This window comes from Sporosarcina sp. GTC18466 (assembly GCF_055389225.1).
In genome coordinates, this window is record NZ_AP044037.1 from 16,303 (window position 1) to 32,237 (window position 15,935).

Genomic DNA, 15,935 nt, shown 5'->3' on the forward strand with positions numbered 1-15,935 from the left:
TCATTTCCCCCTTTTGAGGACAGAACCATTTAAATGGTTCCGTCCTCCTTTTTTGTTTTCTGTGCAGCTGAAGTTTGATACGATAAAGAAAATGGGCATGGAGGTTTTTAAATGGGACAGTCTATAGGCTTTATCGGTTCTGGCGTAATGGGAGCCAGCATTATCAATCACTTACTGCACGCCGGCCATGAAGTGACAGTACATACAAGAACGCGTTCTAAAGCTGAATCATTAGAAGCAGCAGGCGCGTTGTGGGCGGATACGCCGAAAGAGGCAGCGGCGGGCAAAGATCTAGTTTTCACAATGGTCGGCTATCCGCAAGATGTTGAGCAAGTTTATTTTTCAGAAGATGGGATTTTCGAAGCGGCAGAGAGTGGACAGATCTACATCGATATGACGACTTCAAGCCCATCTCTCGCAGAACGGATCTATAAGCGGGCGGAAGACGTTGGCATCAGCGCTCTCGATGCTCCGGTCTCTGGCGGGGACGTCGGTGCCCGAAATGGAACGCTGTCGATCATGTGTGGCGGGAGCAGAGAGACGTTTGAGAAAATGCTTCCCGTTTTTGAAACGTTCGGGAAGAATATCGTCTATCAAGGGAAAGCAGGCGCAGGCCAGCATACAAAGATGTGCAACCAGATTGCGATTTCCACGAATATGATCGGTGTCTGCGAAGCGCTCGCCTATGGGAAGAAGGCTGGACTGGACCTCGATGTCGTACTCCAATCGATTGAGGCGGGAGCCGCGGGTTCCTGGTCGCTGTCGAACTTGGCACCCCGCATGCTGAAGGATAATTTTGAACCTGGTTTCTACGTGAAACATTTTGTGAAGGATATGGGAATCGCATTAGAAGAGGCAGAAAGGATGCAACTCAAACTGCCGGGTCTGGAATTGGCTAAAAAATTATATGATGAACTGGTTCAGGAAGGATACGACTCTAAAGGGACACAGGCCCTTTACATGCATTATGTTAAACAATAAGAAGAAGACGGGGCTGTCCAGGGAATCAGTGAAAGCTGATTCCCTGGACAGCCCTTTTCCGGCCAACCGACTACCGAGCGGCATTTCTCCAAACCCGCTGCTTTTCAGGCTCATGGGACAGCCATGGCTTTTCATGCATTTTATGAATCAAAATAGGAAGAACGAAACCTGTTGGTGTTCTGGACAATCGGCCGCCTCTTCTTTTGGTCGTCCCGTGCCTTTTTAGGAGAGATACGCTGTTGTTGGGGCTTTTCAGACGGTGCGGGAGAAATGAATTGTTCCAGGATTTCCTTCGCAGCTTTCAGGCCCATCCGTTCTTTAGGGTTCCGATATGTCGCATCCTGTTCACCTAAATGGGGCAATGTGAGAAAATCCTCTTTCTCCGGAATGGTATGGAAGAGAAATTCGGAGCATTTCACGAGGACTGTCGAACTTTGCTTGCTAAATTGAGGGTTTTCTACAAAATGAAGGCCAATTTTTTGCGCTTTGCCTTCCTCCAAAAGTTTTTTGATCGCTGCATTTTTTAATGAATATAGGGATGTCTTATCCAAGGCCGTTTTTGCGTGGCGATTCACCGTGTAAATGGCGATAGCAATTGAATGTAAATCCATGACGACTTCCAAAGAAAGCCTCCTTGCTTATAAAGTCTGTAATCTCATATCTTATTCCCATCATAATGGAAGAACGGCAACCTGGCAAATTTTATGTCGGAAAAAAAGTGAATCCTAGTGAATTCTCTATTTTTTTGTCGATATAAAAGGTATACTCGAAACAATAGCTGTTATAGTTGACCGGAATGCAATAACTCTTTGTTTCACTTATTTTGCGCGCTACATATACGGAGGCTTTCATCATGGTTAATAACAAGACAAAGGAAACATATGCATCATACATGGAAGCGTATGTCACTTCGCATCCGGCCACAATGTCGGTGCTTCTCGCAAAGGATAGAGGAGAAGAGTACCGGGTCCTGCTAGCGAATGAAGCGGCAGTATGCCATTTCCTATATGATGATGGACAGGATGCCTCCACGTTCTTCGGAAGTATTTGGGATGTTGTCGAAAATTTATTGGGTAACGGAAATGAAACCGCGAGAACACTCATCCAATCAGGAGATGATCACCATGCCCTTTATGAGATTGTGGCCATGCCGCTGGAATCTGAAGAGTATGATCGTCTCGCCTGGGTGGATTTTCGTATACAGAAAGAGCTGGCAGAGGAATGCGATGCGAAGGAATATATTGAGGAGAAGTACATATCCTTCATCCAGAATAACTACGCACCGATTGTCACAGTGAACGAGATAGGCGCCATCCTCCATACTAACGAGGCGGCAATCAAAGCGATTGGCCAGCAGCAGGATGAGATGGAGGGAAGGCTGTTCGCGGACTTGATTGTTGAAAAAAAGCGTAAGGAATTCAACCAATTTCTAAAAAAAGCCTTTACCGGTATATCATCTGAGATGGAGGGCGGCATGTATGTCAGAAGGGAAGACCATCCCCTCGCCGTCCATATCCGGACAATCCCGATCTACGCAAACGGGAAAATCGCTGAAGTACATTTAGTCTTGCAAGACTCCATGTCGTACTTTAAAAACAGTAAAAAGTGGATTTTCCTCTCTTATCATGATCCGTTGACAGGTCTTTGGAATAGGAAGGCGCTTAAGGAGCACTTTGAACAGGATGCAGAAGAAGCGAGGCTGAACAAGGAGCATCTGTCATTCGTCCACATTGATCTGGACCGCTTTAAGACTATCAATGATGCTCTAGGAAGAAATGGTGCTGACGATATCCTGAAAGCTATAGCAGAGCGGCTGAAAATCATCACGCCGCGTACTGCTAAGTTATATCGTAATGGCGGAGATGAATTCATCATTACCATCAGCAGCCAGACGCTTGCCGAGGTGGAACGGTTTGCACAGAAACTGCTGAGTGATTTCACAAAGCCGTTTTATTATGATCATCAGGAGTACTTCATTTCCGCTTCAATCGGCATATCCGTTTTTCCAGAGGATGGGGAATCGCTGGAAGGGCTGCTGCACCAATGCGAACGGGCGATCCTTTACGTAAAAGACAGAGGACGCGCACATTATCGGTTTTATCAGGAGGAGATGAACGAAGCTTTTCCTGATACTGCTCTGATGGAAGCCCATTTGAGGAGAGCGATAGAATTTGACGAGTTTGAGATTCATTATCAGCCGCAAGTCAATTTGCGCACCGGGCATATCAGCAGCTTTGAGGCGCTGCTTCGCTGGAATAACCGTAAATTCGGTTTTGTTTCACCGGCGACTTTCATACCGCTTGCGGAAGAAGCCGGCCTAATCCATAAGATCGGTGAATGGGTACTTGACCGGGTCTGCGGACAGTTGAAGGAATGGGCGGATAAACAATATAGACAAGTCCGTATCGCTGTCAATATTTCACCTCAGCAATTCAGGACGGGGACTCTTGCGGATAATGTGAAAGCAATGATTGATAAGCATTGTATTGCACCTTCTTCATTGGAAGTGGAGATTACGGAAAGCGCCCTCATGCATATGAATGATACACTTGCGACTCTGAATGAATTGAAGGACATCGGCGTGGCAATATCAGTGGATGACTTTGGGACGGGCTATTCCTCTTTAAGTTATTTGAAGTTATATCCGATTGACATTATCAAGATCGATCGTTCGTTTGTGCAGGATATCGAGTCGGATAAGAAAAATGAGGCGATTGCAAAGACAATCATCAACCTTGCCCATAATCTTGGGATGGAAGTGATTGCAGAAGGTGTCGAGAAGGAGCTTCAAGTGAAGATCCTGCTTGAAGCGGACTGCCAGAAAGCACAAGGATTCTTGTTCAGCAAAGCGGTTCCCGCTGATGAAATCGTCCATAAATACTTCTTGGCCGAATGATTTATATCCGTCTTTGTGGCATAGCTTGCCACAAAGACGGCTTTTGCATTTATCTATTCCCGGCACCCTAGATTTATCGCAATATAGGAAAGAATATGATAGAATGAGTGAGTATTCATTCACTTAAGGGGGTTTTGTCATGTTTGACGGGAAAGTGATCATTGTGACAGGCGGATCTAGCGGTATGGGGAAGGCAATGGCGAAAAAGTTCGCGGAAGAAGGAGCGGATGTAGTCATCACCGGCCGGGACCCGGAACGCCTGGAAGAGGCGAAAAAGGAAATCGGCGACAAGGCAAGCACGTTCCAGATGGATGTCAGGGATACGGAATCAGTCAATGCGATGGTGGAGTTTGTTGACCGGAAGTTCGGTAAGATAGATGGACTGGTGAATAATGCGGCAGGAAATTTCCTTGTGAATGCGGAGGATCTCTCTCCGAATGGCTGGAAAGCGGTCATCGATATCGTCTTGAACGGCACCTTCTACTGTTCTAGCGCAGTCGGAAAGTATTGGATTGATAAAGGACAGAGGGGCGCCATCTTGAATATGCTTGCGACGTATGCATGGGATGCAGGTCCAGGAGTCATCCACTCGGCGGCGGCAAAAGCGGGTGTCATGTCTCTGACACGCACACTTGCTGTGGAATGGGGCAGGAAATACGGCTTCCGCGTGAATGGGATTGCACCAGGGCCGATTGAGCGGACCGGCGGCGCGGAGAAGCTGTTCCAGTCCGAAAAGGCCAAGGAACGCACCATCCAATCGGTGCCGCTCGGCAGGACAGGCACCCCGGAAGAAATCGCGGAGCTTGCTGCTTTCATCCTTTCCGATAAAGCTTCCTATATGAATGGCGAAATCGTCACGCTTGACGGGGGTCAATGGCTGAATCAATATCCTTTTTAATAAAGTGATGAAATGAAGGGATAGAATAGCGGTTTTAGTGCATCCTTCTAGCAACGAATCGTGCAGGAGGAACCCAATGATCTCTTATTTCTTCGATGTCTGGATCATACCGATCATCATTTTTCTAGCAGTGGTCGCGGTCATCGGCTTTGTGGCAATCCGCAAGATGAAGACGCCCAAAGTCGTTCTCAGTGAAACGGACCATTCGATCGGGGATGCGGTGCAAGAACACCCATTCACCGTAAATCCCGTTCTCTGGGTCATCTTGTTAGGTGCCATCTTTATCGGCATCGTCATCTTTTATTATTGGGCCTCTTCTATTTATTGAAGAGGTCTTTTTTGTGTTTGTGTCCTGCATCAATTTCCCGAAATGGAAATTTCACCGAGCGGCGCCGGCTATTCTTATGGTATGATGGGGTAGTAGATTCCATTTGAATAGTTTAGCTACAGAAGGAGCGGATTTACTTTGATTTCTGTCAACAGCAGGGATTTCCTTTTCACGCCGATTGCCGAGTTTCTGATACCATCTGAGAAAGTGGCACATGTGCAAATTGGCAATAATGCGGAACACGCCCTTCTCGTCCTCACTAAAACAGGATATTCCGCGATTCCGGTTTTAGATGCCCAAAACAAATTGAAAGGCTTGCTGGGCATAGGGATGATCACAGATTCGATTTTAGGCCTTGAACGCATTGAGTTCGAGCGGCTTGATGATATAAAAGTCGATGAAATTATGCAGACTGATATACCGAATATCAAAACGACAGACCGGTTCCAAAAAGGGCTCGATCTTCTTGTCAACCACCCTTTCCTCTGTGTGACGGATGAAGACGGCGTGTTTGCGGGCATCCTTACAAGACGGGTCGTTTTAAAACAATTCAAGAAATACATTTATTCTGCTCAATAATGGCGGACTGATACAACACAAAGTAAACGTTCACACAAAATTGACAAGCGGACAAAATCGAAAGGCTCCGGATTGGAGTCTTTTTTTGTACCGTCAACAAAGAGGAGGCATTTTCCTATGAAACGATCCACAATGACCAAACGGCCGCTTGTCCTCATATCCGTCATGCTGGCCATGTTCATGGGTGCCGTGGAAGCAACAATTGTCTCCACAGCAATGCCCGCAATCGCGGGGGATTTGGGAGGCTTTTCGAGGTATAGTTGGATATTTTCCGCTTATCTGCTCATGAGTACAGTCACCGTTTTGATCTACGGCAAACTCGCGGACTTGTTTGGCCGCAAGCCCGTCTTTTTCATCGGTCTTACCATCTTCCTGCTCGGCTCCATCCTTTGCGGTTTTGCCGGATCGATGGAGCAGCTCATCGCCTTCAGGCTTGTACAAGGGCTTGGAGCAGGTGCTGTCATGCCGATTGCGACGACTATTGTGGGAGATATATACACGACAGAGGAACGGGCGAAAGTGCAAGGCTATTTATCAAGCGTCTGGGGGATTTCTGCAGTTACCGGACCGGTCATCGGAGGAGTCATCGTCCAGTATGTGCATTGGAAATACGTGTTCTGGGTGAATATTCCGCTTGGATTGCTTGCAATGGCGGGTATTTTCTTCTTCCTGAATGAAACGAAGACGACGAAGAAGGCTGTCATAGATGTGAAAGGGGCTTTGCTGCTGACACTGTCACTTACGACGGTTTTATTATGGCTTGTGGAAGGAGGACAATCCTTCGGCCGGCTTTCCTTCCAAGGGATTGCATTGCTCTTGATCGGCTCTATCATGGTGTTCCTTTTTGTAGTGACTGAGAGAAGGGCTGCGGATCCAATATTGCCGTTTACTATTTGGAGAAATCCGGTGATTCTCTACGCGAACATCGTCTCTTTGACGACTGGCGTCATCATGATTGGAATATCGACCTACTTGCCAACCTTTGTGACAGGCATCATGGAACAGCCTGCGATCATCGCTGGCTTCGCGCTCACTTCCATGTCGATCGGCTGGCCGATTGCCTCTTCCGTCGCAGGTCATTTGCTGATCCGGTTCGGCACGTTTGCCGTCTCGTTTGCAGGTGGTTTGTCACTTGTTCTCGGTGCGCTCTTGTTTGTCTTGATGACGGGCAGCTCTGGACCTGTATGGGCCGCGGCAGCCAGTTTTTTCATCGGGGTCGGCATGGGGTTGACGAGCACTGCTTTCATCGTAACGATCCAAGGGGCGGTCACGCGTGAGCAGAGAGGCGCGGCGACCGCTGCGAACATGTTCATGCGGAATTTCGGGAACACAGTCGGTGCTTCCATCTTCGGTGCGGTGCTCAACAGTTCACTTCTTTTGTCATTCAAGAGAAGCGGCCAGGATTTCAGCGTCGATGATATCAATTCATTGCTGACAGAAGAGACGAGATCCGCATTGCCTGCGCATCTTCTGAATGATCTGCAGCAATCACTTGCGGCATCTCTGCACAATGTCTATCTGGCGGCCGGCTTATTCGCGGTCATCAGTGTGCTTTTCATACTGCGCATACCAAGAGGAAGGGGTGTTCAACATGACAACGACAGAACTTGAAATCATTAAGGCGCTGGCTGAAGAAGGGAATATGAGAAAGGCTGCGGAGCGACTTTTCCTTTCGCAGCCGGCTCTTTCCCAAAGGCTGCAGACGATTGAAAAAGAATGGGGGACGATGCTGTTCATCCGTTCACAGAAAGGGCTGGAGCCTACACCTGCAGGAGAGCTTGTGATCGCCTATGCGAAAGAGACAATTACGAGAAAAGAGGAGACGGCAGAAATGATCGCATCGATGGCGAATAAGATTCACGGAACTCTGAAGATCGCATGCGCTTCGATTGTCGGCCAGACATGGCTGCCGCTCGTGCTAAAGGAATATGTAAGCGCCTACCCGGATGCGAAAATCTCGCTCATGACAGGTTGGAGTTCTGAAATTGTCAAAGCGCTTTACGAAGGCGATGCCCATGTCGGCATCGTGCGGGGGCAAGTCGACTGGAAAAGCAAGAAGACGTATCTATTCAGGGATCAGCTGTACTTGGTGGATAAGGAAATACAGTCACTTGAAGAACTGGCGGACAGCGAACGGCCTTTCATCCAATTCAAAAGTGATTCCAATTACTACATGGAAATCCAGCGCTGGTGGCAGCGTCATTTCTCGAAGAATCCAAAACGCCAGATCACGGTCGATCAGATTGAAACATGCAAGCAGCTGGCCTTGAATGGAATCGGATATGCCATCCTGCCGTCCATCACCTTTCATGGCGACGAGGATGTCCATAAGATCCCTCTCCTGAATAGTGAGGAGGAATTTGAATTGACGAGAGATACATGGCTTATCGGTTATGAATCATCCTTTGCCCTAAAGCAGGTTAGTGCGTTTGCGGACATTGTAGAGCGGCGTGCAGAAGTAGTAAGAAAAGAGGCGGATTTTTGATAACGTGGAACTTTCTCTGTCTCCTTGCGTACTAATTATGTAGAATTATCCTTGATTACATAATATGTCTTCTGCTGGACTGGATAAAAAAGTAGAAGAACAGGAGGACACGGAGAATGTGGAATAAGATTTGGGGAGGATTCGTTCTTCTATTGGTGCTATCAGTACTGGCGCCGCCTATATATGCGCAAGCTGCCCCCGAACTGAAAGCGACGGTGACGGCAGGTCTTGACGGCAAAGCCAAATATGGCCGTGGGGCGCCAGTGACAATTGTTGTTGAGAACACAGGCACGCCGTTCAGCGGCGATCTGATTGTCGATCTTCAGCAGACGTATGACTCGGGAGTCGGTGAGGCATTTCCGCTTGATATCGGCACCGGAGAGACAAAGACGGTTACTTTTATCATCCCGTCGATCAATGATTACAACATGCAAGGGCCAAATACGAAAACAATCCATTTCTTTGAAGGAGGATGGAGGAAAGGGAAAGAGCTCGACCATAAAGGTGCTAAACAGATTATCACCGCACTGTACTATGATGATGTGCGCACACTGGTTGCTTTTTCTTCCAATCTGGACCGGCTGGCAGCACTGCGCGGTGTGAGATTCGCCAATATTTCAACTACCCAGCTGATTGACGCTTCAAAAATCGGGGCTGTAAAGTTTCCCACGGAAAAAGCGGGATGGGAAGCTGCAGACGTAATTCTCGTGGATGAGTATCCAATAGCAGACATGAATGAAAACGAACAGAAAGCGCTGCTCGACTGGGTACGTGGAGGCGGCATTCTTGTATTCGGCGGATCCGATCAGGCTGCGGCAGAAGCAGGCCCGCTGCTTGCGGAGCAGTTGCCGCTCACTTTATCAGGGAATGCGACAATTGATCCTGCCGTCTTAAATACATGGGCAGGAAGCGAGAAATTCGACAAACCGGTTCCGACGGCAATCGGTACACTGACGCCAGGCGCGAAAGCGTTGTATAAAGATGGTTCGAATGTAATTGCTGCGGTCCGGGAAGTCGGGAACGGCAGTTTGATTCAGACTGCCTTCTCGATAGGCGACGAACCGTTTTCTGCGCTATCCGGAACAACGCAGTGGTGGAAGGTTGTACTTGAAGGAGCGCTTACATCAAATGCAAATATGGGCGGCAGGCATTATGACAATCCAATTGATAATCTGCGATACACAGTCGGCGATACGAATGAGTTATTCCCGTCCTTCAAAGTGTCGGCGCCGGCTCTGATCGGTCTGATCATCTTATATATCATTCTGATCATCCCTGTTCTTTACATCATCCTGAAGAAAAGGGATAAACGGGAACATGCGTGGTGGATTGTGCCGTCAATCGCTGTGCTGACATCCGTCCTCCTGTTCGCGTTCGGAGCGAAAGACCGGATCGGCAAACCGCAGCTCCAGCAGACAGCAGTTCTCGATGTGACGTCCGATGGAACGCTTGAAGGCTACTTTGTGGAGACTGTCTTGTCAAACAGATCAGGGGATTTTACATTCAGCGCACCTGGCGGGACCACCTTGATGACAATGGGCACTTCCGGCGGCATGATGTTCGGTTCTGGAGTGACGGAGCCGTATAAGAAGGCAATCCTTGAAAAGTCAGCCACGGGGTCTACTTTGCATCTGCGGAAAATCGGCTATTGGAATCTAGGCACGTTTGCCGGAAAAACAGCTGTCAAGGCAGATGGGAATTTTGCTGCTGACCTGACAGTCACAAACAAAGAGCTTACAGGCACTGTCACAAACAATTTTGCATTTGCTCTGAAAGACATACGCATCTGGTCAGGTACAAAGCCTATTAAGGTCGGCGATCTCGGTCCGGGTGAAACAACTTCAGTGAAAGAGACGCTGAAGACGACCGGGCTGATCGCGAAGCGTACGAATCCGCAAGTGATGGGCATGCCGCCTGCCACGTCGGACGACCTGATAGCGGCGAGAAAAGAAAGTGCATCCCAGTTCGCTGATAATCTGGCATACCAGCGTAACGTGCCGATGATTACAGGATATACGGATACTCCACTTGTCGATGTAAAGCTAGAGAATGAAAAGAACGTAAAAATGTCTGCCCTTTCTTTGATCATGCAGCCGGTTGACGCAAAAGTCGAGCTGACTGGCGCTTTCTCTGTCGATGATGAAGTACTTGATATGAAGATTATCTCTAAAGTGAACAATAGTGAAGCCTATACGTTCGGTTACCAGGAGAATATGTATTATTTTGAAGATCAATCCTATATTCAGTCTTGGAAACTGCCTGAAACTCTTCACGACAGCAAGTATGATTGGAAGACTATGGAGCTTTCAAAAATGCAGGCTGATCTGTATGAGGTGAGCATCTGGAATAACAATACACAACAATACGAATCACTCGGAAATGACAAGAAAGTGATGTTTGAGGACGTGTCTTCCTATATGGACGCCGAAGGGACAGTGAAAATCCGTTTGGACTTCGGCGCCCAGCATCAAGGGGCGGAAGCACGGATTCCGCAATTGAAATTGGATGGCGAGGTGGTAAAATGATCGAAATCAAAGGACTCACAAAAAAGTATGGTTCATTCACCGCGCTGGATAATTTGAATCTTACACTCGGAGAGGGGACAGTTTTCGGTTTTGTCGGTGCAAACGGTGCGGGGAAGTCGACGACATTCCTAATACTGGCGACACTTCTGACAGCAACGAGCGGCGATGTCACCATCAATGGCGTGAGCGTACACGAAAAACCCGCCGAAATTAGGAGACTGATCGGCTATATGCCCGACTTCTTTGGCGTCTATGACCAATTGAAAGCCGAAGAGTATTTGGATTTTTATGGAGCGAGCTACGGTATCCCTGAACAGGAGCGGAAAAAGCTGATTCCCCAGCTGCTTGAACTGGTCAATCTTTCGCATAAACGAGATTCGTATGTCGATCTCTTATCAAGGGGCATGAAGCAGCGCCTCTGTCTCGCCCGTGCACTGATCCATGATCCCAAAGTATTGATCCTTGACGAACCGGCATCAGGGCTTGATCCGAGGGCTCGCGTAGAAATGCGCGACATATTGAAGACGTTGAAGAGTATGGGCAAGACCATACTCATCTCCTCACACATCCTGCCGGAGCTTGCGGAAATGTGCGATGAAATCGGTGTCATTGACAACGGCAAACTGATTGCACACGGATCGGTCGCAGAAATCCAGGCGAAGCTGCAAGGCGAGAAGGTGATCACTGTACGCCTTGCAGGATCGGCCGAGGAGGCGGTCCGCTTCTTCGAGGATCAATCACATGTGGGAATGATTGAAGCGCTTCCCGAGGGGAATGGTCTGTCATTTAAGTATAAAGGGTCTGAGGAGGAGCAAGTCAGCCTGCTAGATAAAGCAGTAACTGCAGGTATACCGATCCTCACCTTCATGGAACATGTGACTAATTTAGAAGATGTATTCATGGAAATAACGAAAGGGGCCGATTAAGTTGAAAGCTATATTTGCAAATCCGGTCCTGTTAAAGGAGATCAAACTCAGATTCCGTTCCTTCAAAGCGTTTAACGGCATCCTGTTCTTCCTGCTGGCGATGTGCGTGTTCGTATTTGGTTATATATTTTTGACGGTTAACGTCGCGGGGACATCTTACTTCAAACCGAGCCAGAGTTTCGTCCTTTTCGCCTTTTTGTCTTATATTCAGCTGGGTCTGGTGCTGTTCACAACTCCTGGCTTGACAGCGGGTACGATCAGTTCTGAACGTGAAAAGCAGACATTGCCGATTTTATTGACAACGTCCCAGACATCCTTCCAGATCATTTCCGGCAAGCTGCTGTCATCGATTGCGTTCCTATTGCTGCTCATTGTGGCTGGGTTGCCTGTCTATAGTCTTGTCTTTGTATTTGGCGGGATTTCACCGCTGGCATTTTTGAAAGTATTCTTGTTCCTTTTTGTCATACTGCTCTCAATCGGCAGTATAGGCGTCATGTACTCTACACTTTTGCGCAAAACAATCGTTTCAATGATCGCCACCTATGGAACGATGCTGTTCCTGTCCGTAGTGACCGGCTTCCTGCTAATCATTACAGTGCAGATGAATATGATGACCGTCTATTCTGGAGCGGTTTCTTCACCGCCGCCTGCCTATTTGGCGCATTTCCTGGCATCCATCAACCCGGTCGTCCTGTTTGCGTCATTCCTATCACCAGAGGTCTCCGGAGCGATTGAGGAGATGACACAAGTCGATATTCCATTATGGGCGGGCTTCCTTGTGTTCTACTTGTTATTGGCGGTGCTTGCGATTTTCATCGCAGTGAAAAAGTTGCGCGTGAATCCAAGAAAGAAAAAAGGATAAGGAGGAGGCGGCATGGAGAGTAAGACCTCAATAGAACGCTTCGTACGAATAGGGCTGCGTGCATTGCGCATTGAAAAAGCGGTTTACATGCTGCAGACAATGATTTTCCTGTCTCTGCTGGCCGCTTCCCTTGTTCTGATCGCTTCCAGATTGTTCATACTTCCTAATTACGGAATGATCGCAGGCGCTGTGGCTTGTATTGCAGGCGCAATCTATATAATCATAATCATTTTCAAGTTAGTGAAGCGGGAGGAAGCGGTCTGGATTTTGGACAGTTACTTTCCTCATAATCTGCTTATCACATCATTGGATAATGAAGTGAACGGTTCATTCGCAGGAAAGTTGATTTCAGGCCAGGCAGAGAATCAGCTGGGGTCCGCGTCAGCTAGGTTCCGAAAACGGCAGAAACGATATATTAACAGTAAGATGATCGCTTTTTCAGCTGCCAGTCTCGTTTTGCTTGTCCTGCTAGTGTATTTTCCGTCTAGTGCTCAGCAGGAAGCGAATGCAATAGTTGCGGAAAAAGGGATTGTCGAAAACTTGAAGAAAGAAATCCGGGAGATCGATACAAAAGAAAGTTCTCCTGAATTGAAGAAAGAGCTTGCGGAACTGGCAAAAAAGTTGGAGAAGGCAACAACCTCGGAGCAGGCACTCCGGGAAGTGATCAAAAAACAGAAAGAGCTGAAATTGAAAGAGCAGCGGCTGGCGGAAGAAGGTGCTGGAGAAGGGAAGAACAAAACAGGCAATCTGACAGAAGAGCAGCTCCATGAACTGCAAAAAATGAAGGAAGCCGCCGATAAACTGGCGAGGACAGCAGGGGACGCTCAGAGCAAACTGAATGCAATCGGCAAAACTCCATCCTTGCCTACCCTGGCGCAAGCCCCTTCATCCACTGCTGACAACCCGGGCACTTCAAGCGGCAATGGAACAGGAGAGCCTGGTGAGAGCAGCGGTGAGAACAAAGGGCAAGGGGAAAACCAAAGCCAGAGTGACGGACAGGATTCAGGACAAAGCCAGGGTCAGAGTCAGAACCAAGGTCAAGGACAAAGTCAAGGCCAAGGGCAAAGTCAAGGACAACAAGGCCAAGGCCAAGGTCTGGGGCAAGGCCAAGGACAAGGCCAAGGTCAAGGTCAAGGTCAAGGTCAAGGTCAAGGTCAAGGTCAAGGACAAGGACAACAAGGCCAAGGTCAGGGGCAAGGCCAAGGTCAGGGGCAAGGCCAAGGTCAGGGGCAAGGCCAAGGCCAAGGCCAGGGTCAGGGCCAAGGCCAAGGACAAGGTTCTGGAACAGGAGCAGGGAGCGGGCAAGGGGGACGCGATCTATTGGCAATCCCGGCTGACAGGCTTGGCCAAGCGGGAGATCCTTCTATCGTGAAAGGAGAAATGGGAGAAGGCGAATTCTTGGAAGAGAAAGAAGTATCGAACGGAACCCGGAAAGGGACAATTCGGCCATATCAGGACGTAGTTGGCAAGTATAAGGAATCCTACTTGGACAGTTCCGAAAAAATGAAACTGTCCCCTGATCTTAAACGGATTCTTTCCGATTACTTTTCATCCATCGAATAAGTAGGAATAGGAGTGGTGACATGGCATTTACGCCAGATCAATTTGAAAAGATGAGTAATAAGCTCGGTGAGGTGAAAACGGAAATTGCATCTTTCATCGTTGGCCAGCAGGAGGCGGTCGATTTTACGCTGTATTCCATATTGGCGGGCGGCCATGCTCTATTGGAAGGGCTGCCCGGTCTCGGTAAAACGATGCTGATCCGGACGATTTCAGACGTGCTGGACCTGTCGTTCTCCCGGATTCAATTCACACCCGATCTGATGCCAGCGGATATTACCGGCACCAGCATCCTTGAGCGGACTGAAGACGGCAGGCAGCGATTTGTTTTTAGGGAAGGGCCGATTTTCAGCCAAATGGTTCTAGCCGATGAAATCAACCGTGCCACGCCTAAGACACAAAGTGCTCTGCTTGAAGCGATGGGAGAAAAGACGGTGACTGTTCTAGGAGAGACCCGGCATATGGCGCAGCCGTTTTTTGTCCTGGCGACCCAGAACCCGATTGAAATGGAAGGGACTTATCCTCTTCCGGAAGCGCAGATGGACCGGTTCCTTTGCAAGATAACACTTCCGTATCCATCTCGTCAGGAATTGAAGGAGATCATCATCAGGACTACGGGAACTTCTGACATGCATGTCCGGAGGGTGATGGATGGTGAAGAAATCGTCGCTGCTCAACAAATGGCCAAACAGATTGTCATCGCCGATGAAATACTGGAATATGCAGTGAATCTGGTCGCCTCCACTTATTTCACGGAAGGGGCCGGAGAGGAATGGGCCAAGTACGTTGAATATGGCAGCGGACCACGCGGACTGCAGTCCATTATCCGTCTTGCGAAGGCACGCGCGCTCATGAATGGCAGGTTCCATGTTTCCTTGGCTGATATTAAAACCGTTGCGAAACCTGCATTAAGGCACCGGATCCAGGTGAACTACGAAGGCGAGGCGGAAGGGATCGATGTGGACGGACTGATTGACCGCCTTCTGGCAGAGACGAAGCAAGGGGCCTCCGTATAATGGAAAATCTTTTTCCTCAACGGCTTGCGGGCCGTCTTGGTCCATTGTCGATAGTCACCCGTTCCCGCAGGCTAGGCCATCATAAAGGGACACATCGCTCATTGAAAACGGGCATGTCTCTCGATTTTTCGGATTTCAGGGAGTACCATCCGGGTGATGATCTTCGTCATATCGACTGGAATGTGTTCGCTCGGACTGAGAAGCCCTTTATCAAACAGTTCCTGGATGAACAGGAAATGCGCATTCATATATTGCTGGATGGCACCAAATCGATGGAACCGGACGGCAAATGGGATTTTGCGAGGCAACTTGCAATCGGTCTCGGACTGGTGGCGCTGAAGAGCGGAGATACGGTATCCTTCTCTTCCCGAGGGGAAGAGGCTGATCATTTTATCAGAAGAAAAGGGACCCTGCATCGTGCAGCATTCACCGCATACATAGCCGGTATTGGGAAACCTTCCTCGAAAACCGACTTTACAGATCGTGCATTTCAATTGATCCCGAAAGCGGTCACCGTCCTGTTCATCATTACGGATGGTCTTGAGAAAGCTGAAAAATGGGAGCATCTGTTCAGGCGTCTTCCGGGTGTTTGCAAGGATATCCGGGTGATCGTCGTAGAAGGCGCTGAGGAGACAGATCCCCTATATGCCGGTGATCTCCGCCTGATCGATATCGAGACGGGCGGCAGCGTGGAAGTGTCCATGACGAATCGGGTTAGAGAGGATTATGCAAATAGCAAGGCGGCGCATGATGCTTTATTGCAATCGCTTAGCAGGAAATACGGAATATGGCTTATGCGGGCACGGGTAACAGATGGCGTGCTGGATACGATCTCGAAACGGATGAGATTGGCCGGCTGGGTCAAATGAGAGGGGCGGC

Annotated in this window: 14 protein-coding genes; 13 read left to right on the forward strand and 1 reads right to left on the reverse strand. The window is 48.6% G+C overall.

The features are described 5' to 3' along the window. The first annotated feature begins 111 nt into the window (after positions 1-111). Complete coding sequence (locus ACZ5FK_RS00075; protein WP_464805892.1) at positions 112-981, forward strand: NAD(P)-dependent oxidoreductase; 870 nt, start codon at positions 112-114, stop codon at positions 979-981. A gap of 140 nt (positions 982-1,121) precedes the next feature. Here the strand turns inward: ACZ5FK_RS00075 and ACZ5FK_RS00080 are convergent, their stop codons facing one another. Next, a complete protein-coding gene (locus ACZ5FK_RS00080) occupies positions 1,122-1,604 on the reverse strand; it encodes a YkyB family protein (RefSeq protein ID WP_464805893.1) in 483 nt (160 codons plus the stop codon). 230 nt (positions 1,605-1,834) lie between these two features. Here ACZ5FK_RS00080 and ACZ5FK_RS00085 point away from each other — a divergent pair, with 230 nt between their 5' ends. The 12 genes from ACZ5FK_RS00085 (at position 1,835) to ACZ5FK_RS00140 (ending at position 15,925) form a co-directional block, all read left to right on the forward strand. Continuing rightward, positions 1,835-3,877, forward strand: coding sequence for a putative bifunctional diguanylate cyclase/phosphodiesterase (locus ACZ5FK_RS00085; RefSeq protein ID WP_464805894.1), 2,043 nt, complete (start codon positions 1,835-1,837; stop codon positions 3,875-3,877). Between the two features lie 139 nt (positions 3,878-4,016). Then, positions 4,017-4,775, forward strand: coding sequence for a 2,4-dienoyl-CoA reductase (gene fadH, locus ACZ5FK_RS00090; protein ID WP_464805895.1), 759 nt, complete (start codon positions 4,017-4,019; stop codon positions 4,773-4,775). 76 nt (positions 4,776-4,851) lie between these two features. Continuing rightward, positions 4,852-5,103, forward strand: a complete 252-nt coding sequence (locus ACZ5FK_RS00095) for a short-chain dehydrogenase (protein WP_464805896.1) — start codon at positions 4,852-4,854, stop codon at positions 5,101-5,103. 138 nt (positions 5,104-5,241) lie between these two features. Beyond that, a complete protein-coding gene (gene cbpB, locus ACZ5FK_RS00100; RefSeq protein ID WP_464805897.1) occupies positions 5,242-5,682 on the forward strand; it encodes a cyclic-di-AMP-binding protein CbpB in 441 nt (146 codons plus the stop codon). Positions 5,683-5,799: 117 nt separating this feature from the next. Next, a complete protein-coding gene (locus tag ACZ5FK_RS00105) occupies positions 5,800-7,293 on the forward strand; it encodes an MDR family MFS transporter (RefSeq protein ID WP_464805898.1) in 1,494 nt (497 codons plus the stop codon). Then, a complete protein-coding gene (locus ACZ5FK_RS00110; protein ID WP_464805899.1) occupies positions 7,274-8,167 on the forward strand; it encodes a LysR family transcriptional regulator in 894 nt (297 codons plus the stop codon). The genes ACZ5FK_RS00105 and ACZ5FK_RS00110 overlap by 20 nt, the downstream gene beginning before the upstream one ends. A gap of 116 nt (positions 8,168-8,283) precedes the next feature. Continuing rightward, the gene (locus ACZ5FK_RS00115; RefSeq protein WP_464805900.1) at positions 8,284-10,692 is read left to right on the forward strand and encodes a hypothetical protein; all 2,409 of its coding nucleotides are present in this window, start codon (positions 8,284-8,286) and stop codon (positions 10,690-10,692) included. Continuing rightward, positions 10,689-11,618 carry an ABC transporter ATP-binding protein gene (locus ACZ5FK_RS00120; RefSeq protein WP_464805901.1) on the forward strand — a complete coding sequence of 310 codons (930 nt, stop codon included), beginning with the start codon at positions 10,689-10,691 and terminating at the stop codon, positions 11,616-11,618. The genes ACZ5FK_RS00115 and ACZ5FK_RS00120 overlap by 4 nt, the downstream gene beginning before the upstream one ends. Position 11,619: 1 nt before the next feature. Then, positions 11,620-12,480 (forward strand): ABC transporter permease, encoded by an 861-nt coding sequence (locus tag ACZ5FK_RS00125; RefSeq protein ID WP_464805902.1) that lies wholly within the window; start codon positions 11,620-11,622, stop codon positions 12,478-12,480. A 12-nt stretch (positions 12,481-12,492) separates the two neighbouring features. Continuing rightward, positions 12,493-14,043 (forward strand): hypothetical protein, encoded by a 1,551-nt coding sequence (locus tag ACZ5FK_RS00130; RefSeq protein WP_464805903.1) that lies wholly within the window; start codon positions 12,493-12,495, stop codon positions 14,041-14,043. Between the two features lie 20 nt (positions 14,044-14,063). After that, entirely contained in the window at positions 14,064-15,056 is a 993-nt protein-coding gene (locus ACZ5FK_RS00135) for an AAA family ATPase (RefSeq protein ID WP_464805904.1), read from the forward strand. Continuing rightward, positions 15,056-15,925, forward strand: coding sequence for a DUF58 domain-containing protein (locus ACZ5FK_RS00140; RefSeq protein WP_464805905.1), 870 nt, complete (start codon positions 15,056-15,058; stop codon positions 15,923-15,925). Before ACZ5FK_RS00135 ends, ACZ5FK_RS00140 begins: the two co-directional genes overlap by 1 nt. Positions 15,926-15,935: the final 10 nt, after the last annotated feature.

Excerpts from the sequence above, each read along its gene's own strand:
- ACZ5FK_RS00075 (WP_464805892.1), top strand. The coding sequence starts at position 112 with ATGGGACAGTCTATAGGCTTTATCGGTTCTGGCGTAATGGGAGCCAGC.
- ACZ5FK_RS00085 (WP_464805894.1), top strand. The coding sequence starts at position 1,835 with ATGGTTAATAACAAGACAAAGGAAACATATGCATCATACATGGAAGCG.
- fadH (WP_464805895.1), top strand. The coding sequence starts at position 4,017 with ATGTTTGACGGGAAAGTGATCATTGTGACAGGCGGATCTAGCGGTATG.
- ACZ5FK_RS00095 (WP_464805896.1), top strand. The coding sequence starts at position 4,852 with ATGATCTCTTATTTCTTCGATGTCTGGATCATACCGATCATCATTTTT.
- ACZ5FK_RS00105 (WP_464805898.1), top strand. The coding sequence starts at position 5,800 with ATGAAACGATCCACAATGACCAAACGGCCGCTTGTCCTCATATCCGTC.
- ACZ5FK_RS00110 (WP_464805899.1), top strand. The coding sequence starts at position 7,274 with ATGACAACGACAGAACTTGAAATCATTAAGGCGCTGGCTGAAGAAGGG.
- ACZ5FK_RS00115 (WP_464805900.1), top strand. The coding sequence starts at position 8,284 with ATGTGGAATAAGATTTGGGGAGGATTCGTTCTTCTATTGGTGCTATCA.
- ACZ5FK_RS00120 (WP_464805901.1), top strand. The coding sequence starts at position 10,689 with ATGATCGAAATCAAAGGACTCACAAAAAAGTATGGTTCATTCACCGCG.
- ACZ5FK_RS00130 (WP_464805903.1), top strand. The coding sequence starts at position 12,493 with ATGGAGAGTAAGACCTCAATAGAACGCTTCGTACGAATAGGGCTGCGT.
- ACZ5FK_RS00135 (WP_464805904.1), top strand. The coding sequence starts at position 14,064 with ATGGCATTTACGCCAGATCAATTTGAAAAGATGAGTAATAAGCTCGGT.
- ACZ5FK_RS00140 (WP_464805905.1), top strand. The coding sequence starts at position 15,056 with ATGGAAAATCTTTTTCCTCAACGGCTTGCGGGCCGTCTTGGTCCATTG.